The 24910-nt window shown below is 63.0% G+C and carries 14 protein-coding genes and 3 pseudogenes; 9 read left to right on the forward strand and 8 right to left on the reverse strand.

The window, feature by feature from the left end:
• Positions 1-7 precede the first annotated feature (7 nt).
• The 5 genes and pseudogenes from NPS58_RS14045 to NPS58_RS14060 form a co-directional block, all read right to left on the reverse strand.
• Entirely contained in the window at positions 8-1204 is a 1197-nt protein-coding gene (locus NPS58_RS14045) for a thiolase C-terminal domain-containing protein (RefSeq protein WP_274115956.1), read from the reverse strand.
• 110 nt (positions 1205-1314) lie between these two features.
• Positions 1315-2619 (reverse strand): MaoC/PaaZ C-terminal domain-containing protein, encoded by a 1305-nt coding sequence (locus tag NPS58_RS29630; RefSeq protein ID WP_425313080.1) that lies wholly within the window; start codon positions 2617-2619, stop codon positions 1315-1317.
• Positions 2620-2652: 33 nt separating this feature from the next.
• Positions 2653-3555, reverse strand: a pseudogene (locus tag NPS58_RS29635) (SDR family oxidoreductase); the annotation flags it as partial.
• A 168-nt stretch (positions 3556-3723) separates the two neighbouring features.
• Positions 3724-4866 (reverse strand): acyl-CoA dehydrogenase family protein, encoded by a 1143-nt coding sequence (locus tag NPS58_RS14055; RefSeq protein WP_274116542.1) that lies wholly within the window; start codon positions 4864-4866, stop codon positions 3724-3726.
• A gap of 34 nt (positions 4867-4900) precedes the next feature.
• On the reverse strand, positions 4901-6046 hold the full coding sequence (locus NPS58_RS14060) for an acyl-CoA dehydrogenase family protein (protein WP_274115958.1): 1146 nt from the start codon (positions 6044-6046) through the stop codon (positions 4901-4903).
• Between the two features lie 535 nt (positions 6047-6581).
• Between NPS58_RS14060 and NPS58_RS14065 the strand changes: the two genes are divergently transcribed.
• The 5 genes and pseudogenes from NPS58_RS14065 (at position 6582) to NPS58_RS14085 (ending at position 13544) form a co-directional block, all read left to right on the forward strand.
• Positions 6582-9854, forward strand: a complete 3273-nt coding sequence (locus tag NPS58_RS14065) for a toxin VasX (protein ID WP_274115959.1) — start codon at positions 6582-6584, stop codon at positions 9852-9854.
• The gene (locus tag NPS58_RS14070) at positions 9851-10771 is read left to right on the forward strand and encodes a hypothetical protein (protein WP_274115960.1); all 921 of its coding nucleotides are present in this window, start codon (positions 9851-9853) and stop codon (positions 10769-10771) included. The genes NPS58_RS14065 and NPS58_RS14070 overlap by 4 nt, the downstream gene beginning before the upstream one ends.
• A pseudogene (locus NPS58_RS14075) lies at positions 10768-11693 on the forward strand (hypothetical protein). The gene NPS58_RS14070 and the pseudogene NPS58_RS14075 overlap by 4 nt, the downstream one beginning before the upstream one ends.
• The gene (locus NPS58_RS14080; protein ID WP_274115961.1) at positions 11690-12628 is read left to right on the forward strand and encodes a DUF6708 domain-containing protein; all 939 of its coding nucleotides are present in this window, start codon (positions 11690-11692) and stop codon (positions 12626-12628) included. The pseudogene NPS58_RS14075 and the gene NPS58_RS14080 overlap by 4 nt, the downstream one beginning before the upstream one ends.
• A pseudogene (locus NPS58_RS14085) lies at positions 12625-13544 on the forward strand (DUF6708 domain-containing protein). Before NPS58_RS14080 ends, NPS58_RS14085 begins: the two are co-directional and overlap by 4 nt.
• 241 nt (positions 13545-13785) lie before the next feature.
• Here the strand turns inward: NPS58_RS14085 and NPS58_RS14090 are convergent.
• Positions 13786-16473, reverse strand: a complete 2688-nt coding sequence (locus tag NPS58_RS14090; RefSeq protein WP_425313070.1) for a LuxR C-terminal-related transcriptional regulator — start codon at positions 16471-16473, stop codon at positions 13786-13788.
• Between the two features lie 255 nt (positions 16474-16728).
• Entirely contained in the window at positions 16729-17838 is a 1110-nt protein-coding gene (locus tag NPS58_RS14095; protein ID WP_274115963.1) for a CaiB/BaiF CoA transferase family protein, read from the reverse strand.
• Between the two features lie 206 nt (positions 17839-18044).
• On the opposite strand from NPS58_RS14095, the gene NPS58_RS14100 reads away from it, so the two are divergent.
• From NPS58_RS14100 to NPS58_RS14115, 4 genes are read left to right on the forward strand one after another with little or no spacing between them, the layout of a single operon-like run.
• Positions 18045-19847 carry an acyl-CoA dehydrogenase gene (locus tag NPS58_RS14100; protein ID WP_274115964.1) on the forward strand — a complete coding sequence of 601 codons (1803 nt, stop codon included), beginning with the start codon at positions 18045-18047 and terminating at the stop codon, positions 19845-19847.
• A 45-nt stretch (positions 19848-19892) separates the two neighbouring features.
• Positions 19893-22004, forward strand: a complete 2112-nt coding sequence (locus NPS58_RS14105; protein ID WP_274115965.1) for a 3-hydroxyacyl-CoA dehydrogenase NAD-binding domain-containing protein — start codon at positions 19893-19895, stop codon at positions 22002-22004.
• 20 nt (positions 22005-22024) lie between these two features.
• Positions 22025-23209 carry an acetyl-CoA C-acyltransferase gene (locus NPS58_RS14110; protein WP_274115966.1) on the forward strand — a complete coding sequence of 395 codons (1185 nt, stop codon included), beginning with the start codon at positions 22025-22027 and terminating at the stop codon, positions 23207-23209.
• Positions 23209-23985: an SDR family NAD(P)-dependent oxidoreductase gene (locus NPS58_RS14115; RefSeq protein WP_274115967.1), complete on the forward strand. Its 777-nt coding sequence runs from the start codon at positions 23209-23211 to the stop codon at positions 23983-23985. The genes NPS58_RS14110 and NPS58_RS14115 overlap by 1 nt, the downstream gene beginning before the upstream one ends.
• Before the next feature lie 63 nt (positions 23986-24048).
• Here NPS58_RS14115 and NPS58_RS14120 read toward each other — a convergent pair whose 3' ends face one another.
• The gene (locus tag NPS58_RS14120; RefSeq protein ID WP_274115968.1) at positions 24049-24885 is read right to left on the reverse strand and encodes a LuxR C-terminal-related transcriptional regulator; all 837 of its coding nucleotides are present in this window, start codon (positions 24883-24885) and stop codon (positions 24049-24051) included.
• Positions 24886-24910 lie beyond the last annotated feature (25 nt).

Consider the following 24910-nt stretch of genomic DNA (forward strand, 5'->3'; position numbering starts at 1 on the left):
CGGTCCTTCACACAGCTCCCTGGGCCTGGTCGCGACGATACATGGTCACGACACAGGCACCGCCAATGCTCTGATTGTGTTGCAAGGCAATCCGCGCGCCGCTGACCTGGCGCTCCCCGGCGCTGCCGCGCAAGTGCCAGACCAGCTCCACGCACTGGGCCATGCCGCTGGCGCCCAGCGGATGGCCCCTGGACAGCAGTCCGCCCGAGGGGTTGATGACGCAGTTGCCGCCATAGGTGTTGTCGCCGTCCTCGATCAGCTTCTCGGCGCCACCTTCGCGGCAGAAACCCAGCGCTTCGTAGAGCAGCAGCTCGCTGGCGCTGGTGCAGTCGTGCAACTCGCAGACATCCACCTCTTCCGGGCCGATACCGGCGCGCTCGTACACCGCACGCGAGGCGGCGAACGCCTGGTCGTAGCCCACCGCCTTGATCGCCGCGCCTTCGTTGAAGGTGCTGGGCAGGTCGGTGGCCATCGCTTGCGCGGCAATGTAGACCGGATTGTCGATGCCGTGCTTGCGCGCGAAGGCATCGGAGCACAGCAGCACCGCCGCCGCGCCACACGCCGGCACACAGCACTGCGGCCGGGTGAGCGGTGCGCAGACGGTCTCGGCCGCCAGCACCTGCTCCAGGCTCAGGGCCTGGCGCAACAGCGCCTGGGGGTTGCGCCCGGCGTGCTCGCGGGACTTCACCGCGATCATGGCCAGGGTTTCGGCACGGGTGCCATAGCGTTTCATGTACTCGCTGGCCGCGCTGGCGAACAGTTGCGTGGCCACCTGGGTTTCCCCGGGGTATCGATCGAGGATCAGCCGCGAATGGCGCGCCACCGGCGACTGCAGGTCGAGCCAGCGACGATCGCAGTGCTCGGGCAAATCCTGTTCGAAGCCGACGGCCAGCACGCACTCGGCGATGCCGTGCTCGATGGCCTGGCGCGCCAGGTACAGCGCTGTCGAACCACTGGCAGAGTGGTTGGCGACATTGATAATCGGGATGCCGGTCAATCCCAGCTCGGCAATGGCGCGCTGGCCGGAAATCGAATCGCCATAGACAAAACCGGCGTAGGCCGCCTCGACCTGTCGAAACTCGATGCCAGCATCTTGCAAGGCCAGGCGACCCGCCTGCGCGGCCAGCGCGTAGTACGGACTAGTGGCACCGAACGCGGTGAACGGGGTCAGGCCTACGCCAATCACATTGACGCGACGATTCATGGTTGTTCTCCTGAAACAGGGGCCTGCCGCCCCGTGCGATGACGGCGACGGCAGGGTTTCTGCTCACGCTGAACGCTCATTCGTGCTCAGCGTGGCCTATCCGCTGTTCCTCAGGCAGGGTTGGCGGCCTTGCTGAGGCGCTCGGCGGTTGCCGCGGCATACAGCTTCTGGTCGATGTTGGCAAAGGCCTCCAGCTTCTTCGACGCCATGGTGTCGCCGGTCAGCTTGAGCTTGCCGGCAAAGAACAGCTTCTGCAGCTGGGGCTCCTCGCCCGAGGCCAGTTCCGGCATGTTCACTTCCTGGATGGTCATGGTCACGTCGGCATTCTCGGCGATGCCCTGGTACAGGTCACCCTTGCCGTTCTTCAGGTCCAGGACCCAGTTGGAGTCACGGTTCTTGACCACGAACTGCATGATCATCTGCGACTCGGTGGCAATTTCCGGGTGCGCCTGCAGGTGAGCCTTGTACACGCCGAAGACGTCGTCGGCGGTCAGGGTCTTGGGTTCTTCCTTCGAGGCTTCGGTCAGCGACTTGATGTCCGGCACCTTGTCGAAGATTTCCACCACGCCGCCCTTGAGGACCACCACGTCACGCTCTACGGCACGCATCTCGAACAGCACGCGGGTCGGCGACTCTTGCCACATGCGGGTTTCCAGGGTGTCGCCAGGCATCACGATGGAGGCGAAGCGTACGCGGATGCTCTTGAACAGGCGCGAATCGTTGTTGCAGAACGCCTTGATCACATGGCGACCGGCGTAACCGAAGGTGCACAGGCCATGCAGGAAAGGCTTCTCGTAGCCGGCGGCCTTGGCGTAGTCCGGATCGACGTGCATCGGGTTCCAGTCGCCACACAGGCGATACAGCAGGGCCTGGTTGACGTCGGTCTGTTCGGCGATCACGGCATCGGGGTTGCGCGACGGAAGTTCCGGCAGCGGCGTGCTCGGCACCTTCTCCAGGCCTGCGCCTGGAACACCGGCGTAGAAGCTGGTGATTTCGTTGTAGAACAGCGGCACGCCGTTCTCGTCGGTGGTTTCCACCGCCAGGATCGACACCGAGCTACGGCCTTTGTCGATCGCCTGCTTCAGGCGCATGGTGTGCTTGAGCTTGGCAGCCGGCGGCAGCGGACGGTACATCTCGGTGTACTGCTCGCCATGCAGACCGTTGGCGAACGGCAGTTCCAGGCCTTCCAGGCTCGGCTTGCCGGACTTGATCGCCTGCAGGAACACCTGGGTCGCCGGCAATACCGCCATGGTCGGCAGTACGCGGAACTCTTCGTCCTTGAACTCGTTGATGTACAGCAGTTCGGTCTCGTCCAGCGGATCCTTGGCGGCGCCTACCGCCAGGGCGTACAGCGCGGCGTCGTTCTGGTCGTACTCGGTTTCCAGGTAGGAGACCGCATTGGCCGCCACTTCCATATCGACGTACTGGTTGCCGCCCTTGGCCGGCGATTCCAGGCGTGCGAACAGCTCCTGGAAGCCTTCGCCGCCATTGCTCTGGTGGACCGAGTGCTCGTCGAACTGGGTGATGCGTTCCCAGTTTTCACGCACCAGCTCAGGGCTCAGCGATTCGGCGTGCAGGACGCGCCCCTGGGAACGCTCCCAGCGGTACTTGGCGTGGAAGCCGCCACCGACTTCGAACAGGCCGCCGGTTTCCGGGCAGTCTTCGTGGCACAGCCAGGCTACCAGCGGCGCGATGTACTCGGACTGCAGCTTGGCCTGGACTTCCTCGGGCAGGATGCCGCTGGCGACTACCAGTCGCGAGGCGGCAACCGGGGCGATGGTGTTGACGCGGATGTTCTTCTGCCCGCCCTCGAAGGCCAGGGTCTTGCCCAGGCTTATCAGCGCACCCTTGGCGGCGGAGTAGTTGGCCTGGCCGAAGTTGCCATGGATGCCGGAGCCCGAGGCGGTCATGATGATCCGGCCGTAGCTCTTCTCGCGCATGATCGGCCACACCAGGTGGGTCAGCTTGAAGGCCGCCTTGACGTGGATTTCCTGGATGATGTCCCACTGCTCTTCGGTCATCTTGGCGAACGACACGTCGCGCAGGATACCGGCGTTGTTGATCAGGATGTCGACCGTGCCGAAGGCATCGAGGGCGGTCTTGACGATGTTCTGGGCATCGGCCACCGAGTTGTAGTCGGCAACCGCCTCCCCGCCCATGGCGCGGATTTCGGCCACCACGGCATCGGCCGCGGCTGATGACATGCCGACGCCTTCCAGGTTGACCCCCAGGTCGTTGACCACGACCTTGGCGCCACGGGAGCCCAGCAGCAGTGCGTGGGCACGACCCAGGCCGTTACCGGCGCCGGTGACGATGGCGACTTTACCGTCGAAGCGAAGTTGTTGTGACACGGTGTTCTCCTCCCATGGGGATTTATTATTGACCCGGTCGTTCAGGCCCCAATGGCCAGACGCCGGTAGCGACACATTCGCGCAAGCGCGACAACAGGTTGAAAAACACGCCACCTGGAGGGACCTTGCAATCGAGCGCCCCCCCGGGCGAACGCAGCCAAGCCGCCCTTACAGGGTGCGAGCGATGATTTCCTTCATGATTTCGCGGCTGCCACCCCAGATACGGTTGCCGCGGGTATCCAGGTACAAGCGGGCAATCGGGTATTCGGTCATGTAGCCGTTGCCGCCGTGCAGTTGCAGGCATTCCTCGACCACCCGCAGGCTCAGCTCGGCGGTCCAGTGCTTGGCGGCGGCGGCCGCTTCGGGGCTCAGTTCGTTGCGCAGGGCCAGGGCCATGCAGCTGTCGACCCAGGAGCGACCGATCTGGATCTCGCTCTTGAGCTCGGCGAGCTTGAAGCGCGAGTTCTGGAAATCGATGATGGCCTTGCCGAAGGCGGTGCGGCCCTTGGTGTACTCGATGGTGTGGCGCAGCGCGGCTTCGGCCTGGGCCTGGAAGCCGATGGCGCCGGTGATGCGCTCCCAGGCCAGGTCGCGCATCAATTGGCCGAAGCCCTGGCCCTCTTCTGCGCCGAGCAGGTTGCTGCACGGCACGCGCACGTCTTCGAAGAACAGCATGCAGGTGTCCTGGGCATGCAGGCCGACCTTCTCCAGCGGCTGCGACTTGGCGTAGCCGGGGCGTCCGCTTTCGACGATGATCAGCGAGACGTCCTTGGCCGTACCGGTGGTGCCGGTCTTGCACACCACCACGGCGAAATCGGACTGCACACCGTTGGAAATGAAGGTCTTCGAGCCGTTGATCACATACTCGTCGCCGTCACGCACGGCACGGGTCTTGACACCCTGCAGGTCGGAACCGGTGTTGGGTTCGGTCATGGCGATCGACCCGATCGCCTCGCCGCTGACCATCTTCGGCAACCAGGTCTGCTTCTGGCTTTCGCTGCCGTAGTTGAGGATGTAGCCGGCCACCAGCGAATGCACGCCAAAGCCGATAGCCAACCCGGAGGCGCCGGAACCGGAGTTCTCTTCGCCGACGATCATTGCGTACAGGCGGTCGGCGCCGTAGCCGCCGTACTCCTCGGGGATGCACGGCAACAACAGGCCCAGCTCACCGGCTCGACGCCAGACCTCGCGGGGTACGCGCTTTTCCTTTTCCCATTGGGCGTGGAACGGCAGCACTTCGTCGGCCAGGAAGCGTCGGGCCAGGCGACGATAGTCTTCGTGCTCTGCGCTGAACAGGGTACGGGGGATCAGGTATTCCATGATGATTTCCTCGCTGCGGCCGGGGTCAGAGCGTGCGCCCGACCAGCTCTTTCATGATTTCGTTGGCGCCACCGGCAATACGCAGGACGCGACTATCGAGGTAGTGGCTGGCCACCGGGTACTCGAGCATGTAGCCGTTGCCACCATGCAGCTGCAGGCATTCGTCGACCACTTTGGAATAGAGGTTCGAGCACCACATCTTGGCGGCCGCGGCGGCCTCGGGGGTCAGCTTGTCTTCAAGGCACAGGCCCATGCACAGGTCGACGTAGTTGCGCCCTACGGCGACTTCGACCTTGTATTCGGCGAGCTTGAAGCGGGTGTTCTGGAACTCGAAGATCGGCTTGCCGAACACGTTGCGCCCACGGGTGTAGTCCAGGGTGCTGGCCAGCACGGCTTCGGAGCCGGCGATGCTGCTGATGGCGATGCTCAGGCGCTCCCAGGGCAGCTCTTTCATCAGCTGCTTGAAGCCCTGGCCTGTTTCGCCGCCGAGCACGTTGGACTTGGGTACGCGCACGTTCTCGAAAAACAGCATGGTGGTGTCCTGGGCGTGCAGGCCGACCTTGCGCAATGGCTTGGACTTGCTGAAACCGGCACGACCGGCCTCGACCAGGATCAGCGAGATATCCTGCGAGCCCTTGCCGCTGTTGCCGGTCTTGCACACCACCACAGCGAAATCGCAGTGGCTGCCGTTGGAGATGAAGGTCTTGGAGCCGTTGATCACGTACTCGTCACCGTCGAGCACGGCGCGCGTCTTGACCGCCTGCAGGTCGGAGCCGGTATCCGGCTCGGTCATTGCCACCGCACCGATGGCCAGCCCGGCGGCCATCTTCGGCAGCCACTGGGCCTTCTGCTCTTCACTGCCGAAGTTGTTCAGGTAACCGGCGACGATGTCATGCACGCCAAAGCCGATCAGGCCCGAGGAAAGGCCGGCGCGGTAGATTTCTTCGTTGGTGATCATCGAGAACAGCCGGTCCAGGCCCAGGCCGCCGTAGGCCTCCGGGGTGGTGGCATTGAGCAGGCCCAGTTCACCGGCACGCTGCCAGATCGCACGAGGTACCAGATGGTCGTGTTCCCATTGCTCGCGGTGCGGCATGCACTCTTCCAGCAAAAATCGCCGAACGGTATTTCGAAACGCCTCGTGCTCTTGATCAAACAGGGTGCGTGGAATCATTGCCCTCTCCTCTATGCGGGTTCTTCTGACCGCTTGTGCCGGTCTTGAATAAGTCCACGATAGGGGCAACGAAATGGCCGCGTCCCCCTCGGGTGGGGGGGGATGAGTGGTTGGCAAGGGGTAGGTAGGAGCGGGTTTGCGGCACCTTTACATTGGCAAAGTGTATGGCTTCCTTTTAAAGCGCCCCTGTAAATCGTTCACATCAGCTCAACTGCGCAAGAAGTTGCGCAGTGAATTGTGAATAACCCTGTGGATTGATTGCTACAGCGCATATAAACCGTGCGATGCCGGCGAGTGCGCAAGAAGTTGCGCAGTACTGCGCAACTTCTTGCGCACTTTTTCGAGGGTTGCGAGCTCAAATTCAGTCATTTTATGCGCTTATTCGACTTATCTCATTGTTATACAAGGACTTTGTAAAAAACGGCATGAACCTTGAAGAGATCTTTGACAACAAACGGGGTTATTCCGGCGCAGTGCCTGGATAACTAACTACCGAGCTCCAGCGTCAGCAGCTCACTGAAAGAGAGTTCATTGCATGAGTGCAGAGAAACTGGAAATGGTCGATCGACTGGCTCGGGCTGACCGAGCCGCCAAGGCGATGCCACACGAAGACATCAACAGTCACATGACGCCATGCCCGGCCAGTCAGCCTGAAGTGTTCGTAGTCCCGGTGCGCTATGCACTGGCAGAAGAGAAAGCCGCCCATCCCTGCTGCGCTCCCGGTGTGGCCATCCAGAGCCATCCCGTGGCGGCGCGCCGCCTGCGGGAAGGGTTTCTTTACCTGTGGCAGGACCAAGGCCCTCTCAAGCGTTATGCCATCGCCCCGAATGGTTTGCTCAGCGAGCAAGCGCTGGAGGCCGATTCCACCGTTGTGCTGGAGGGTACCCTGGCGGGGCTGGCCCTGAAAAAAAACCACGACGCCTGGATGCTCTACAGCGAGTATCCCCTTAACCCGCAGCACTGTAAGTCGTTGAACGACAGCAGTGCCCAGCGCAGCGCGCGCATGCGCCACGTGGCCTTGCGCACGGTGGCCAACGAGTTGCAGGCGCCTCATTGCCCGCCGCTGGCCAACGCCGATCAGGTCATGGCCGAACTTGTCCCGGCGATCTACGCCCGGTCGATGAAGGCCGATAAACAACGCGGCAATGACGAGACGACCGCGCTGGGCGCAGCGGTGATGAACGACCCCACAACAACCAATATCAACGCCTATACCGATGCGATGCACCGCATGCGTGAGCGCGAGAAGGTCATCGCCCAGCACCCCACCGCCAGCGACGAACCTCCGGGCGAATGGAGCGCCGTGCGCTGGGAAGGCCAGAGCACTCAGGATTGGCTGGAAACCGCCAAAGCCCAGGCGAAGGGGTTGTACCCGGTCTTTGCTTGCCTGGATGATGACCTGGGGGTGCTGCGCGATATCAACCATGAGCAAGAATGGCTGGAAACGCGCCACGAACAATGGGTCGGCGAGAACAACCTGCGCCTGAGTATCGGCGGCTTTGTGCGCAGCCTGATCAGCGAAGACGGGGCCGAACTGGCGGGTACCTTGAACTACCGTTACAAGGATCGCGACATCAGCCTCACGCCTGAGCAGGGCAAGGTGATGCTCGATGCCCAGCATCGGCTGGACGAACAACTCAAGGCGGAAACTCAGGCCCGTCGTTACGGCGGCCAACCTGGCGCGGCGCAAGCGCGCGCCCGCGATGCGCGGATCGCCGCCATCGTCGCACCGGTGCGGGCCTTTATTCCGGACGATTTGTACAGTGAAGCGGAGTTCGTGGTACGCGAGTACCGCGCCGAAAAGCAAGCCAATCTCGACGACAAGTTGTTCAGTGCCAAGGTCAGTCAATACATCAACCTGGAGGCGATGAACACCTGGCTCGATACCACCGCCCCCGCGCATTTCGAGCAGGTCGAACAACGCCATCGAGCCTTGTTCGCCGACCGGCGCTTGTACCTCAAGCGCTCCAACAACGGCACCTGGTTTGTCGATTACCACGACCTGGACACCCGGCGCTGGTTGACCGAACTGGCCACCGGTTGCCTGACCGCCCAATGCATTCGGGCCCAGGGCGCCGAACAATACGCCGACCACGTGCGAAGCGCCGATGGCGGAGCACTGACCCACCTGTTCCATGCCTGGACGCCTTCGCTGGGTACCGCAGTCAGCACCACCACGCGCTTGAATGAACTGATGGCAGCGCTGGCCGCCGACAACATTTCCGCCACCCATCATGTGCTGGCGCCTCTGACGGCACCGATTCTGAATGACATCGCGTCCATGGCCCGAGACGCCCAGAGTGCATGGAGCGTGTTGGTCAACCGTCTGGCGGCTTCGTTGCTACTGCTCCAAGCCGATAGAACCTTCAGCGGTGCCTGGCTCGGCGTTTTCATTGCCGCTCGACTGGGCAGCGACACGCGTTTGCAGGCCGTCACCGAAGGTGGGCGCCAGGTTTGGACGCTGTTGGGGCAAAAAGCCGAAGGGCTGGCTCAATGGGCCCGCAATACCGGGGAGGCCATCGGTGCCGGACGCGTGGCAGGCATCAAGAACTCCCCCTTTGTGGTCAATAGCGGTGGAGTCGTCCCCCTGGCAGCCTTGCTGCTGAACACGCTCAACGCGAATAACTACCTGAGTCAGGCTGGGGCATTGGAGGGCATGGACCGTCAGCGTGTGAACGATACGGCTTCCGCTTCGTTGTATGCAGCCGCTGCGTTGGTGGCAGTGATTGATAGCCAGGTGCGGGTGGGTCTGGCGAAAGATAGATTTCATTTTCTTGGATCAGCAGCCCCAACCCTCACCCTGTTTGGTGCGGTGATTGGTGGACTCTCGGCCTATGCCGCTTTCAAAGAATTGAATTCTCTTCAAATACAACTGGAAAACGTGCAAACACATATCGACCCATGGCTCGAGATGCGTCAGACCGTGGTTGCGGGTCAAGTAACCGCTTACGGCGCCCAAGCGATATTGGGCTTCAGAGAAACAGCGAGAGCCTTGGCGGGCGTAGCGACAGTCGAAGCGGCGAACATGCGCTACTTGCTGTGGATGGGCCCGCTGAACTGGGTCATTGCCGTGCTGGGCGTGTTGTACCTGATCACCTGGTTTTTCCAGCAAACGCCACTGCAAAACTTCCTTAACTCCTGCTGCTGGTCAAAAGCGCGGGCGAGCAATCTGGAGCCCATGACGGCCCAGGCGCAGCAGGATGAGCTCAACCAACTGTACGGTCTGCTCTACATGCCGCGCGTCAGCATGGAGAGCAGATCGGTGACGGGCAGTGGCAGTGGTCCTTCCGGGCTCGCCTCGGAAAGTTCCATCAACTCCCTGAGCATCGACTTGCCAGGGGCGGAGCCTGGCACTGCCTACCTGGAACTGAGCCTGATCGGTGACCCATTGGATACTCAGGGCTTTCGCGATTTGATCAAGAATAGCCCGAACGATAACTTCCAGCAGCCTCACCCTTGGCGAGACATGGCCCCGCACTGGCTGTCCAGCAGCACCTGTTGCTGGATACCGGCCAAAGAGGGCCAAGGCTTACGTCTGAGTGGTCCCTTCAAAACAGCCTCGGGCATCCTTGGCTCGCAACCGCGCACAGTCTCCCTGCGTTTGCGGTATCGCAACCCGCTGATCGCAATGTTGGGCGCCCGCGACTTTATCGGCGGTGAGCGAGGTATTGCCTTCACCTTGACTCACGATGCGGGCGTGATTGCCTTGCGGAACGACCCTACGCCGGAACTGGATCGTGTGCGGAGTTACCCACTTGGAGAAAAAAATCCCGGCGCTATTTACCTGCAACCCAAGGGCCAAGCATGAGCACACCACCGGCAGGCACGACGAAAAAGCGGCTGTTTTCACGCAATGACTACCTCGCGCCCTTGCCCATTCCCACCGGGGCGAAACCTTGTGACGTGCTCAACACCATCTGGCGCAAGAACGAGGTGTTTCTTGATATCGGCAACTACAGTATCGGCTCGGCGGTGATGGTGATTTGGCTAGGGGTGATGTTGTTCTTGGGGTTGGCCTACATCTTCAATGATCCTGATGCGCTGATTTTGGGGGCTTGTATTATGGGCATCCCTATCTTCTCCTTAATTCAGGGCCTGTTCCGAGAGGTGCCCTTGCCAGTGCGCTTCAATCGACAGCGCCGCGAGGTATGCGTCCCGCAAGCGGATGGCACGTATTGGATCGTCCCCTGGGAAAGCGTGACGGCACTGGCGACGCAGCACTCGTCGGTGAGCCAGGCGGGTAGAACCACGATGGGACTGTTGATCATCGGTTTTGAGAACCCTGATCCGCAAGCCAAGGAGGAAACCAAGCATTATTGGATGGGCTTTAACTGTGGCGGCGGTAGGACGGCCATGGCGTTGTGGGAGTGCATGCGCAGTTATATGGAAATTGGGCCTGAGGCTGCTCCAGAAGCTGCCGCACTTAATTCAGGTGGGAGTCTGCGTTACTACGTCGATTACATGAACGATAAAGCAAAAGAGCGCGGCTGGTTTTTAACACTGCTGTGGGAAGTTGTGATTGGCGTATTTATTTTCAATGCGCCTCTCGCCACCTATCTACAACGGAAGAAACTATACCCGCCCCCCGACCTGACCTACCCCGACATTATCGAATGGTCCAAACCACTGCCGCCCGAGCAGTGGGCCAAGCGTTCCCCTGAGTTAGAGGCAGCGATCCTCATGCGTGAGTCGGAACTGATCGCGCAGACGGTGCAAGAGGGATGAGCACACCACCGGCAGGCACGACGAAAAAGCGGCTGTTTTCACGCAATGACTACCTGGCGCCCTTGCCCATCCCCACCGGGGCGAAACCTTGTGACGTGCTCAACACCATCTGGCGCAAGAACGAGGTGTTTCTTGATATCGGCAACTACAGTATCGGCTCGGCGGTGATGGTGATTTGGCTAGGGGTGATGTTGTTCTTGGGGTTGGCCTACATCTTCAATGATCCTGATGCGCTGATTTTGGGGGCTTGTATTATGGGCATCCCTATCTTCTCCTTAATTCAGGGCCTGTTCCGAGAGGTGCCCTTGCCAGTGCGCTTCAATCGACAGCGCCGCGAGGTATGCGTCCCGCAAGCGGATGGCACGTATTGGATCGTCCCCTGGGAAAGCGTGACGGCACTGGCGACGCAGCACTCGTCGGTGAGCCAGGCGGGTAGAACCACGATGGGACTGTTGATCATCGGTTTTGAGAACCCTGATCCGCAAGCCAAGGAGGAAACCAAGCATTATTGGATGGGCTTTAACTGTGGCGGCGGTAGGACGGCCATGGCGTTGTGGGAGTGCATGCGCAGTTATATGGAAATTGGGCCTGAGGCTGTTGAGGACGCGACTGCTCGTTTTGACAGATCGAAAGGGATCTGGGCTACCTACCTGGACGACCTCATCAAGGGCGCGAAATTGAGAGGTTGGGTGGTAACTGCTTTGTGGGAAGGCTTCTGCGGAATTTTCATTTTCAACACACTGCTAATAGATGTGCTTGAACGTTGGAAGTTGAATCCGCCCCCGACCTGACCTACCCCGACATTATCGAATGGTCCAAACCATTGCCGCCCGAGCAGTGGGCCAAACGGTCGCCCGAGTTAGAAGCGGCGACTCTCATGCGTGAGTCGGAACTGATCGCGCAGACGGTACAAGAGGGATGAGCACACCACCGGCAGGCACGACGAAAAAGCGGCTGTTTTCACGCAATGACTACCTGGCGCCTTTGCCCATTCCCACCGGGGCAAAACCTTGTGACGTGCTCAACACCATCTGGCGCAAGAACGAGGTGTTTCTTGATATCGGCAACTACAGTATCGGCTCGGCGGTGATGGTGATTTGGGTCGGAATAATGGTGGTATTAGCCATGTCTTACTTTACCCGAAACTTAAACTCTGACTTCAGCCAAGATATTTTAATCTTTGGCGCAGTTATTATGTTTCTTCCTATCTTGCTTTTAATCCAAGGCCTGTTTCGAGAGGTGCCCTTGCCAGTGCGCTTCAATCGACAGCGCCGCGAGGTATGCGTCCCGCAAGCGGATGGCACGTATTGGATCGTCCCCTGGGAAAGCGTGACGGCAGCGGCGACGCAGCACTCGTCGGTGAGCCAGGCGGGTAGAACCACGATGGGGCTGTTGATCATCGGTTTTGAGAACCCTGATCCGCAAGCCAAGGAGGAAAGCAAACATTTTTCGATGGGCTTTAACTGTGGCGGCGGTAGGACGGCCATGGCGTTGTGGGAGTGCATGCGCAGTTATATGGAAATTGGGCCTGAGGCTGCTCCAGAAGCTGCCGCACTTAATTCAGGTGGGAGTCTGCGTTACTACGTCGATTACATGAACGATAAAGCAAAAGAGCGCGGCTGGTTTTTAACACTGCTGTGGGAAGTTTTGATTGGCGTATTTATTTTCAATGCGCCTCTCGCCACCTATCTACAACGGAAGAAACTATACCCGCCACCCGACCTGACCTACCCCGACATTATCGAATGGTCCAAACCACTGCCGCCCGAGCAGTGGGCCAAGCGTTCCCCCGAGTTAGAGGCAGCGATTCTCATGCGTGAGTCGGAACTGATCGCGCAGACGGTGCAAGAGGGATGAGCACACCACCGGCAGGCACGACGAAAAAGCGGCTGTTTTCACGCAATGACTACCTGGCGCCTTTACCCATTCCCACCGGGGCAAAACCTTGTGATGTGCTCAACACCATCTGGCGCAAGAACGAGGTGTTTCTTGATATCGGCAACTACAGTATCGGCTCGGCAGTGATGGGCTTATGGCCGATGGCAATTCTGTTTGCGCTTATGAGTTATTACACTCCTGACCCAATAGTATGGTGGGGGGGATTAATCATCGTGGGGGTCCCTACTCTATTCATAATCCAAGGCCTGTTCCGAGAGGTGCCCTTGCCAGTGCGCTTCAATCGACAGCGCCGCGAGGTATGCGTCCCGCAAGCGGATGGCACGTATTGGATCGTCCCCTGGGAAAGCGTGACGGCAGCGGCGACGCAGCACTCGTCGGTGAGCCAGGAGGGTAGAACCACGATGGGACTGTTGATCATCGGTTTTGAGAACCCTGATCCGCAAGCCAAGGAGGAAAGCAAACATTTTTCGATGGGCTTTAACTGTGGCGGCGGTAGGACGGCCATGGCCTTGTGGGAGTGCATGCGCAGTTATATGGAAATGGGCCTGAGGCTGCTCCAGAAGCCGCCGCACTCAATTCAGGTGGGAGTCTGCGTTACTACGTCGATTACATGAACGATAAAGCAAAAGAGCGCGGCTGGTTTTTAACACTGCTGTGGGAGGGTGTGATTGGCGTATTTATTTTCAATGCACCTCTCGCCACCTATCTACAACGGAAGAAACTATACCCGCCACCCGACCTGACCTACCCCGACATCATCGAATGGTCCAAACCACTGCCGCCCGAGCAGTGGGCCAAGCGTTCCCCCGAGTTAGAAGCGGCGATTCTCATGCGTGAGTCGGAACTGATCGCGCAGACGGTGCAAGAGGGATGAGCACACCACCGGCAGGCACGACGAAAAAGCGGCTGTTTTCACGCAATGACTGGGATTGTTCGTTGGGAAAGCGTGACGGCAGCGGCGACGCAGTCAAAAGCACAATTCGCTGCGCTGAATCTGTGGGAGCTGGACTTGCCAGCGATCGGCCGCGAAGCGGTCGCAATTCAGGCAACACTGAATCATCGCGGGGCAAGCCCGCTCCACAGGTAGGAGCGGGCTTGCCCCGCGATGGCCAGGGTTATTCGATCAGGCCCTGATTGCGGGCCCAGGAGACGGCGTCGTAGCGGCTGGAGACGCCCAATTTGACGTAGATGTTCTTCAGGTTCCATTTCACCGTTTCCAGTGAAATGTTCAGGGTCAGGGCCACCCGTTTGTTGGACATTGCCTGGCTGATCAGTTGCAGCACCGCCAGCTCCCTGGGCGTCAACAGCGATTGCGCCGAGCCCCCGCCAGCCTCGCCCTCCAGGTTGCTCGACTGGTTGTGATTGAAGCGCGCCAACAGTTCGGCCAGGTAGCCGGCAACCTCGCCCTCCTCCCCCAGCTTGTCGTTCAACCGGCCCAGCTGCTTGCCCAGCGCCGGCCCCAGGTCGAGGAAGGTTCGCACCAGGCCCAGCGCGCAGCCCTGGTGCACGGCTTGCAGCAACAAGGCCTTCTCCTGCTCGTGCTGACGCAAGTCGGCATGGGCAATAGCCATCAACAGCAGTGCGGCGACGTCCATCTGGCCGCGCGAATACTGCTGGGTATAGGCCCGCACCTCGGCCAGCGCCTGCAAGGCTTTGTCGGGATAGTTGCTGGCCAGCAGCAGGCGTGCCCGGGCGATACCCACCACTGCCGGGATCTCCGCCTGGAAGCCCAGCGAGGCCTGGTGCTTGGTGCCCAGCACTTCGAGTTTCGCCAGGCGGTCGGTGGCGGTTGCGCGGTCGCTTTCGAGCAGGGCTATGCGCAGTTCCTCGGCCAGGCAGTGAACCACCCCGCGATCCTGCTCCATGGTGCGGAAATGGCGCTCCTGACGCTGCAGGAAGGCCGTTGCCGCGCCAGGCGACTCCTGCAGCAGGTCGAGCCGCGCCCGGCTGATGGTGGCGCGGATCATGGTTTCCGGCATCGCCCACTGCATCAGGCCGATACGATTGGCCAGCACCTCCCGCGCCTCATCGATGCGGTCGAGCTCGTAAAAGGCATCGGCCAGGCTCGACGCACTGGAATAGGCGCTCACCGAACGGTGGCCATGCACCGCCACTGCCCGCGCGTGCTGCACCGAACCACTGCGTTCGGCGTCGCGTACCCGGCCCTCGAGCAGCAAGCAAAGGGTCCGCGAGCCCTCCACCACCAGGGCCATTTCGTCGTCGCGATCCTGCTCGGGGATCGGGCTGTCATCCAGGCAACGCACAGCGTCGGCGTGCCGGCCGGCGGCCGCATAGGCAATGGCGAGCAACGCCGATGGGCCGTAGCGCATCACCGAATAGTCGTCGGACAAAGGCTTGCGCCCCTGCAGCAAGCCGATGATCGGCTCGGTGCGGTCATGCTGTATCTCGATCGCGGCCTGCACGATCGGCAGGCGGAATGCGACGTCAACGTGCTGCGCCGCACCGCTTTGCTGGAACTGCTCCAGCCAGGCTTCAGCCTTGGCCGGGCGCGCCGTCAGCGCGTAGGCAAGGCAGCCGAGGAAAAACAGCCGCGGGTGCGAGAACAGCGTCTCCTGGGGCAGCCGGTCGAGCAGACGCAACAATGGGCTGAGGTGGTTCAAGGCCCAGGTGGTGGGGGCGGATCGACCGATCAGCTGGGCGGCGAACTCAAGGTCACCGCCCAGGGTCGCATGACGCACCGCCTCGGCCAGCAGTTGGCGCTCGGCAAACCAATGTGCCGCGCGCCGGTGCAGCTCGGCGACCATCGCGGCTTCGCGACGCATCAGGCGGGTGGTCAGGAATTCGCCGAACAAGGGATGAAAGCGATACCACGGCTGGCGGTCCTCGGCCTCGACGCGAAAGATCAGCAGGTTTTCTTCCTCCAGCCGCTGCAGCAACTCGCCAGCCTTGTCACTGCCGGTGACGGCGCCGGCCAGCGCCGCGTTGAAGCGCCGGCAGACACTCACTCGCTCCATGAAATCGGCCTGTTCGCCCGGCAGGTGGGCCATGACGTCTTCGGCCAGGTACGCCTGCATGTCGTCGGAGCGCCAGCCCAGGTCCTGCAGGCGTTCGCGGGAGCGCGGGTTGCTGCGCAGGAGGATGACGATCAGTTGCAGGCTGGCCGGCCAGCCACTGGTCAGCCCGTAGATCAGGTGAAATTCCTCGGCGGTGAGCTTGAGCCCCGCGAGGTTCTGCTCGAGGAAGGTGCGCGACTCGGCCAGATCGAACGGCAGGTTGGCGCAATCGACCTCCTTGACCATGCCCATCAGGCGCAGGCGGCTGAGGCTCAGCGGCGGCTGCACCCGCGCGGCGATAACAAAGTGCAGGTTCGCCGGGCTGTGGTCGAGCAGCTTCTGCATCAAGCGGTGCGAGCGCGGGTCGGCGACGTAATGGTAGTCATCGATAATCAGGAACAGCTCGCGGTTGACGCCCGAGGCGCCATCGACAATCGCCGCGACCACCTCGTCGATCGAATCGCCGCTCGCCGCGCCCAGGGGAATCTCGCTGTCGACGATCACGCCCAGGCGCTGCAAAGCGCCCATCAGGTAGGCATAGAAGGTCGAGAGGTTCTTGTCGTCGGCGCTCAGCGCCAGCCAGACCACGTCGGCCCCGGCTTTCATCATGATTTCCCGCCACTGCACCAACAATGTGGTCTTGCCGAAGCCGGCACTGCCGATCACCAGGCCGACACTGCAATGGCTCATGCCTTGCAGCTCCTCAAGCAGCCTGTTGCGGGGAATGGATTGCGTGCCAATACGAGGCGGCGCGAATTTGGTCGATACCAGCAGCTTGTCGGAATGCATGTTCTGACCGGATCTGCGGCTGGGTCACTCACCTGTGCGAAGGTGTCCGACTCACGGCGAGTCACACCAGCCATATTGTTTTAAGGGTACAGAGCAAGGAGGCGGCCGCCCGGGCGACCCGCCTCCCGCTCCCTTGTTCAGCTTACCGGCGTTTTTTTTCCACCTTGCCTGCGACATCTTCGATGCCGCCTGTACATATACCCTACAACGAAGATTCTCGCACCGGCTGACGGCAAAACATCTGGCGCCTGCGGTTCAGGCCTTGATCCAGTCGCGCAGCACCTCGTCGGTGTGTTCGCCGCGTGTCGGGATCCGCCCCGGGCGCAAGTCCGGCGTTGCCGAAAAGCGCGGTGCCGGGTTGGCCTGGAGCATGCCGTTGTCGCGGGCGAACACCTGGCGGGCCTTGAGGTGCGGATGCTCGGCGGCTTCATCCAGGTTCAGCACCGGGGCAAAACAGGCATCGGTGCCTTCGAGCAGCTCGCACCACTGTGCGCAGCTGCGCTGGGCGAAGATCGTCGCGAACTTCTCGCGCAGTTGCGGCCAGGTCCGGGGGTTATAGCCGTTGGCGGTCTCGGGATCGTCGCCCAGGCCGATCTTCTCGCGCAGCAAGGCGTAGAAGCGCGGCTCCAGCGACCCCACCGACACATACTTGCCGTCGGCACAGCGGTAGGTGTTGTACCAGTGCGGGCCATCCAGGCCGCTGCGGCCGCGCTCGTTGAACAAGTGGCCACCGGCCTTGGCGCTGAGCAGCAGGTTCTGCATGTGCGCGCAGCCATCGACGATCGCCGCGTCGACCACCTGGCCCAGGCCGCTGGCCCGTGCATTCATCACCCCGGCCAGCAGGCCGATGGCCAGGTACAGCGCCCCGCCGCCGACGTCACCGACCAGGCTGGGCGGCGCGATCGGCGCCTCGCCAGGCTGGCCGGCGTACCACAGCGCGCCCGCCAGGGCGATGTAGTTCATGTCATGGCCGGCCGCCTGGGCCAGCGGGCCATCCTGGCCCCAGCCAGTCATGCGCCCGTAGACCAGGCGCGGGTTGCGCGCCAGGCACACCTCCGGGCCCAGGCCCAGGCGCTCCATGACCCCGGGACGCATGCCTTCGATCAGGGCATCGGCGCCTTCCACCAGTTGCAGCACGGTCTGCACCCCTTCGGCGCTTTTCAGGTCGACGCCGACCGAGCGCTTGCCGCGCTTGTAGATCGCACCGGTGCCCATGTCGATTTCGTCGCCGGCCTGCTCGCCACGCTCCACCAGCACCACATCGGCACCCAGGTCGGCGAGCAACATGCCACAGAACGGACCTGGCCCCAGGCCTGCGATCTCAACCACCTTCAGGCCGGCCAGTGGCCCCTGTTTCGTCTGCATAGCGATCTCCATTGAGCATTGGGTTGGATATAGCATCATTCTGCGGCCCGGTGGGGGATGTGCCCCCCCGTGAAAAGGGGGGGCTGCAGCGGCTTCGCTCACGGCCGACCCTGCTCCCGCGGGCCCCACTCCACATGGGGGGGCGTGGCATGGCCGGGGTCCGGTTCACTGTCGCTCATGCAGTTCCCAACCCCGACGAGGACACTATGACCGACCGGCTACTCAACGAACGCGAACTCTGCTTTCAGCTCTACGAGATGCTCGATACCGAGTCGCTGCTGCAGCGTGCACGCTATGCCGAGCACGACCGCGCGGTGTTCGACGCCACGCTGGCCACGGCCCGGCAACTGGCGCTGCAGTACTTTGCCGGGCACAACCACAAGGGTGACGCCAACGAGCCGCGTTTCGACGGCCACAAGGTCGAGCTGATCCCTGAAACCCGGGCCGCCTGGAATGCCTTTGCCGAGGCCGGCTTCCTTGCTGCCCAGCATGATTTCGCCGACGGCGGGCTGCAACTGCCGGAAGTGGTGCTGCGCGCCTGCATGGCCTACTTCAATGCCGCCAACGTCGCCACCACCGCCTACCCGTTCCTGAGCATCGGTGCCGCCAACCTGATCAAGAGCTTTGCCGGCGCCGACCTGCGCGAGCGCTTCTTGCCAGCGATGCTGGCCGGACGCTTCAGCGGCACCATGGCCCTCACCGAGGCTGGCCAGGGTTCGGCGCTGGGTGACCTGCGCACCAGCGCGCGCCCGACAGCAGACGGCAGCTACCGTGTGTTCGGGCAGAAGATGTTCATTTCCGGCGGCGATCATGAGCTCACCGAGAACATCGTCCACATGGTGCTGGCGCGTATCGAAGGCGCCCCGGCCGGCACCAAAGGCATCTCGCTGTTCCTGGTACCCAAGTGGCTGGTCAACCCCGACGGCAGCCTCGGCCCGCGCAACGACGTGGCGCTGGCCGGGCTGCTGCACAAGATGGGCCACCGCAACACCACCTCCACCGTGCTCAGCTTCGGCGAGCGGGACGGCGCCGTCGGCTACCTGGTGGGCGAGGCTCACCAGGGCCTGAACTACATGTTCCAGATGATGAACGAAGCGCGCATCGGCGTTGCCCTGGGCGCCAGCGCCCTCGCCTGCCAGAGCTACCTGCACGCCCTGGACTACGCCCGCGAACGCCCGCAGGGCCGCCTGCCGGGCAACAAGGACCCGCTGTCGCCGCAGGTCGCCATCATCGAGCACGCCGACGTGCGGCGCATGCTGTTGCAACAGAAGGTCTACGCCGAAGGCAGCCTGGCCTTGTGCCTGTACGCCAGCAGTCTGGTCGAGGACAGCCACACCGCTGCCAGCGAACAACAACGCAGCGACGCCGCCGAACTGCTGGACCTGCTGATCCCGATGGTCAAGAGCTGGCCTTCGCGCTACGGCACCCTGGCCTCGGAGATCGGTATCCAGGTGCTCGGGGGCGCCGGCTACACCCGCGAATACCCGCTGGAGCAGTACTACCGCGACAACCGCCTGAACCCCATCCATGAAGGCACCGAAGGTATCCATGGCCTCGACCTGCTCGGGCGCAAGGTCGGCCAGCACGGTGGCCTGGGCCTGCGCCTGTTCCTGGACAACGCCCGGGCCACCGTAGAGGCCGCCGCAGACGACCAGCGCTGCGCAGCGCTGGCGCCGGCCCTGGCCGACGCCGTGACGGCACTGGAACAGCTGACCCGCGCCCTGCAGGGCCAGGTCGCCGACGATGCCCGCCTGGGCCTGGCCAATGCCACGGTCTACCTGGACCTGTTCGGCCGGGTGCTGGTCGGCTGGCTGTGGTTGCGCCAGGCCCTGGTCGCCAGCGGCGCCCTGGATGCCGGAGCCGGTGGCGAGGAAGCCGACTTCTACAACGGCAAGCTACAGGCCGCGCGCTACTTCATCGACTGGGAACTGGCCGTGCTGCACACCCAGGCCCCGCTGTTGATGAACGGCAACCGGGTCTGCTTCGACATGCAGGACCGCTGGTTCTGATTGGCTTGCAACTACAACAACCATCGTCTTCGTCAAGGAACTCCCATGAGCACGCTGATTCACTACCACGTTGAAGGTGACCTGGCCCTGATCGGGCTTGCCCGCCCGCCGGTCAATGCCCTTGGCCAACCGCTGCGCGAGGCGCTGCTCGAAGCCTGCGAACGGGCCGCGGCCGACCCTGCCGTTCGCGCGCTGGTCCTGCACGGCCAGGCCGGGCTGTTCTGCGCCGGTGCCGACATCAGTGAGTTCGGTAGCGAGGCGTCCTTCGCCAGCCCCGACCTGCCCGGCCTGTTGCTGCGCCTGACACAGATCGACAAACCGCTGATCGCCGCCATTCGCGGCCTGGCCCTGGGTGGCGGGCTGGAGCTGGCCCTGGCCTGCGGCTACCGCATCGGCGAGCCACAGGTACGCCTGGGCCTGCCGGAGATCAGCCTCGGGCTGCTGCCCGGCGCCGGCGGAACCCAGCGCCTGCCACGCCTGATCGGTGCAGAGCCGGCACTGGAGATGATGATCAGCGGACAACCGATCAACGCCTCTCGGGCCCTCGAACTGGGCCTGCTCGACCGCCTTGCCGACAGCGCCGACAGCCTGCTGGATGCGGCACGCCAGTTTGCGCGGGCGCTGCTCCAGGCCGGTGCGCCGGCACGCCCGCAGGCGCCCTTCAGCAACCCGGCGGTTAACCTGGCACCCGGCTTTTTCGAGCAGTACCGCCAGGCCAATCATGCGCGCTGGAAAGACCGCCAGGCCCCGCGCCTGGTGCTCGCAGCGGTCGAGGCCGCCTGCAGCATGCCCCTGATCGAGGGCCTGGAGCATGAGCTCGAGCTGTTCAAGCAAGCCGAGGCTTCGCAGCAGTCCGAAGCCCTGCGGCACGTGTTCTTCGCTGAACGCGAGGCCGGCAAGGTCAGCGGCGTCGATGCCGTCACGCCGCTGCGGCCGATTACCCGGGTTGCCGTGATCGGCGCCGGCACCATGGGCGGCGGCATCGCCATGAACTTCCTCAATGTCGGCATCCCGGTGACGATACTCGAACTGCAGCCCGAGGCCCTGGAACGCGGCCTGGCGCAGATTCGCAAGAACTACGAGGTGAGCCTGCAGCGCGGCAAGCTCGACCAGGCGCAACTGGAACAGCGCATGGCCCTGCTCAGCGGCACCCTGAACTACGCCGATGTGGCAGCGGCGGACCTGGTGATCGAAGCGGTGTTCGAGCGCCTGAGCGTCAAGCAGCAGGTGTTCCGTACCCTGGACGAGGTGTGCAAGCCCTGGACGATTCTCGCCACCAACACCTCGAGCCTGGATGTGGACGCCATCGCCGCCGTCACCCGCCGCCCCCAGGACGTGATCGGCCTGCACTTCTTCAGCCCGGCCAACGTCATGCGCCTGCTCGAGGTGGTACGCGGCAAGGCCACCGCCCCCGATGTGCTGGCCAGCGTGATGAAGCTGGGCAAGCGCATCGGCAAGATTCCGGTGGTCAGTGGGGTGTGCTTCGGCTTCATCGGCAACCGCATGCTCGAGCCCTACAACCGCGAAGCCCACCGCCTGGTGCTCGAAGGCGCCACGCCGGCCCAGGTCGACGCCGTGCTCACTCGCCTGGGGCTGAACATGGGAGTGCTGTCGATGACCGACCTTGCCGGGGTCGACGTCAACTTCCTGGTCCGCGACGCCCGTCGCGAGCAGATCGCCCACGACCCCAGCTACTACACGGTCGGTGACGAACTCTACACGCTCGGCCGCTTCGGCCAGAAAACCGGCCGTGGCTTCTACCGCTATGAAGGCCGCGAGCGCCATGAGGACTATGAAGTGGTCGCCCTGGCCGAACGCCTGGCCGATGAACTGCAAGTGCCGCGCCGGGCCATCGATGACCAGGAAATCCACGACCGCTGCCTGTTCATGCTGATCAACGAAGGCATCCAGCTGCTCGACGAGGGCATTGCCGAGCGTGCTGGCGATATCGACCTGGTGTGGATCAATGGCTACGGCTTCCCGGCCTGGCTCGGCGGCCCGCTGCATTACGCAGGGCAACTGGGCCTGGCCAAGGTGCTGGCCGGCATCGAGCACTATCGCCAGGCACTGGGCGACTACGGCCAGATGTGGTTCCAGCCGGCGCCGCTGCTGCAGCGCCTGGTCGCCGCCGGCCATACCCGTATCGGCAAGATCTGACCGACCAACAGGACAACGACATGAAAGAAGCAGTGATTCTCTCCACCGCCCGCACCCCGATCGCCAAGGCGTACCGCGGCGCATTCAATGCCACCACCGCGCCGACCATGAGCGCCTTCGCCATCCGCGCCGCCGTCGAGCGCGCCGGTATCGAGGCCGCGGAAATCGAAGACCTGGTCATGGGCACCGGCATGCCAGCCGGTACCGCCGGCTGGAACCTGGGGCGCATGAGCGTGCTGGCTTGCGGCTTGCCGCTGACGGTCAGCGGCCAGACCCTGGATCGCCAGTGCGCCTCCGGCCTGATGGCGATCGCCACGGCGGCCAAGCAGATCATGGTCGATGGCATGCAGGTCACCGTGGGCGCCGGCCAGGAGCACATAAGCCTGGTGCAGAACCGCCACATGCAATGGGTCGGTGCCGAGCACGACGCCCAGGTCCTGCAGCACGTTCCCCACGCCTACATGCCGATGCTGGAAACCGCCGAGCGGGTCGCCAGCCGCTATGGCGTCAGCCGCGATGCCCAGGACGCCTATGCCCTGCAATCGCAACTGCGCACCGCCGCCGCCCAGCGCGACGGCCTGTTTGCCGCCGAGATCGTACCGGTCACCGTGAGCAAACAGGTGGTGGACAAGGCCAGCGGCGCGGTGAGTGTCGAGCAGGTGACCCTGAGCCAGGACGAGGGCAACCGCCCGCAAACCACCCTTGAAGACCTTGCCCGGTTGAAGCCGGTGATCGACGGCGGCTGCATCACCGCCGGCAATGCCAGTCAGCTGTCCGACGGCGCCAGTGCCTGTGTGTTGATGGATGCGCAACTGGCCTCGCGACGCAACCTGGAACCGCTGGGCTTGTATCGCGGCATCGCGGTGGCCGGGCTTGCGCCCGACGAGATGGGCATCGGCCCGGTGCTGGCGGTGCCCAAGCTGCTCAAGCAGCACGGCCTCAAGATCGATGACATCGGCCTGTGGGAACTCAACGAGGCGTTCGCCTGCCAGGTCCTGCATTGTCGCGACGTACTGGGGATCGATAGCCAGCGCCTGAACGTCAACGGCGGCGCCATCGCCATCGGCCATCCCTACGGCATGAGCGGCGCGCGGATGGTTGGCCATGCCCTGCTCGAAGGCAAGCGCCGCGGCGTCAAATACGTAGTGGTGACCATGTGCGTGGGCGGTGGCATGGGCGCCGCCGGCCTGTTCGAGGTGCTCTGATGGACGCTCTGCAACGCTTTACCCTGACCGGCAAGACGGTACTGGTCACCGGCGCCTCCAGCGGCATCGGCGCCCACCTGGCGCGTCTGGCGAGTGACAGCGGCGCCCGCGTGGTGCTCGCGGCACGCCGCATCGAGCGCCTGCAACAAGCCGCCGAGGCGCTGTGCGCGGAAGGTCGCCAGGCCCTCGCCGTCGCGCTCGACGTTACCGACCGGGCCAGCGTCGAGGCGGCCTTCGATGCCGCCGAGGCCACCTTCGGTGTCGTTGACGTGGTACTCAACAATGCCGGCATCGGCAATGGCCAGCGGGCCCTGGAGGTCAGCGAAGACGACTGGCACGCCATGCTCTCGACCAACCTGGACGGCGTCTGGCGGGTGGCACAGTGCGCAGCCCAGCGCCTGGTCAAGGCCGGCCGCCCCGGCAGCATCGTCAATGTCGCCTCGATGCTCGGGCTACGGGTCGGTACCGGCTACAGCCACTACTGCGCGGCCAAGGCCGGCGTGGTGCAGCTCACCCGCTCATTGGCGCTGGAACTGGCGCGCTACCAGATCCGCGTCAACGCCATCGCCCCCGGTTACTTCAAGACCGAAATGAACGACAGCTACTTCGACTCGGAACAAGGCCTTGCCTACATCCGCGACGCCGTGCCCATGCGCCGCCTGGGTACCCTGGAGGAACTGGAGGGGCCGTTCCTGCTGCTGGCCAGCGAGGCCGGCAGCTACATGTCCGGCGCCGTGTTGTCGATCGACGGTGGGCAGTTGGTCAGCAGTCTTTGAGCGAACGGGCTTGCGCCAACAACAGCCCAGGCTGCTGTTGGCCTCGTCAATCAAGCCAGTACATCAGGCGCTAGATACATTCAGGATGGCCCGCTGCGCCTGCAACTCAACAGACTCCCCCTTGATCGCCTGCACGAACAGCGCCAACAGCTCGGACTGGCTGCCGATCCCCAGCTTTTCATAGAGGTTCTTGCGGTGCACCTTCACCGTCGCCGGGCTGATTCGCAGCTTCTGCGCAATGGATTGGCTGGAGTGGCCTTGTAGCAGCAACCTGACCACTTCACGCTCGCGCTCTGTCAATGAGCCACGACCAAAGTTGGCAAAGGCCTCCTGTACCAGGTGGTCATGGTCATCCACCGGCCGGGCGGCGGCCTGGCTGTTCGCCTCCCAGGCCGCGCGCACGGCGGCACTGACCACCGGCACGGCACTTTCCAGTTGCCTGATTTCGTCGTCGAAGAAGCGGGTGCGTCCTCGTCGGCGCATCAGCGACAGCACCCCGTGGGTGTCGGGGCGCAGGGTGATGAAGAAGCCGATTTCTTCACACAAGCCGAGGTGGTGGTAGTAGGTCAGGAAGTATTCGCTGTTGTAGAACTGGTCGGGCGCCAGCTGCCGCATGCTGTATACGCCCTCGGACTGCTCCGGGTGACAGGCCAGGTAGAACGGGTCGAGCAGATAGGGGCCGGTCTGGTACTCATCGATAAAGATGCAGCGCTGCTCCGGCGTGAAGGTGTCGAACAACGCCAGCGGGCGGTAGCTGCCCTCGTAGATGAACAGGACGAAGTGATCCGCGATGCTCAAGCGCCTCAACCAGGCGGCGAGCGCGCGTAGCTGATGGCCACCGGGGGGCTGGGTCAGCACCTCGACCACGCTGCGGGTCCAATCAGTCAGGTGCAGTTGCATGTCGGCAAACCTCGAAGTACGGGGT

This window comes from Pseudomonas putida, assembly GCF_028682455.1.
GTDB classification, from domain to species: Bacteria; Pseudomonadota; Gammaproteobacteria; order Pseudomonadales; family Pseudomonadaceae; genus Aquipseudomonas; species Aquipseudomonas putida_AA.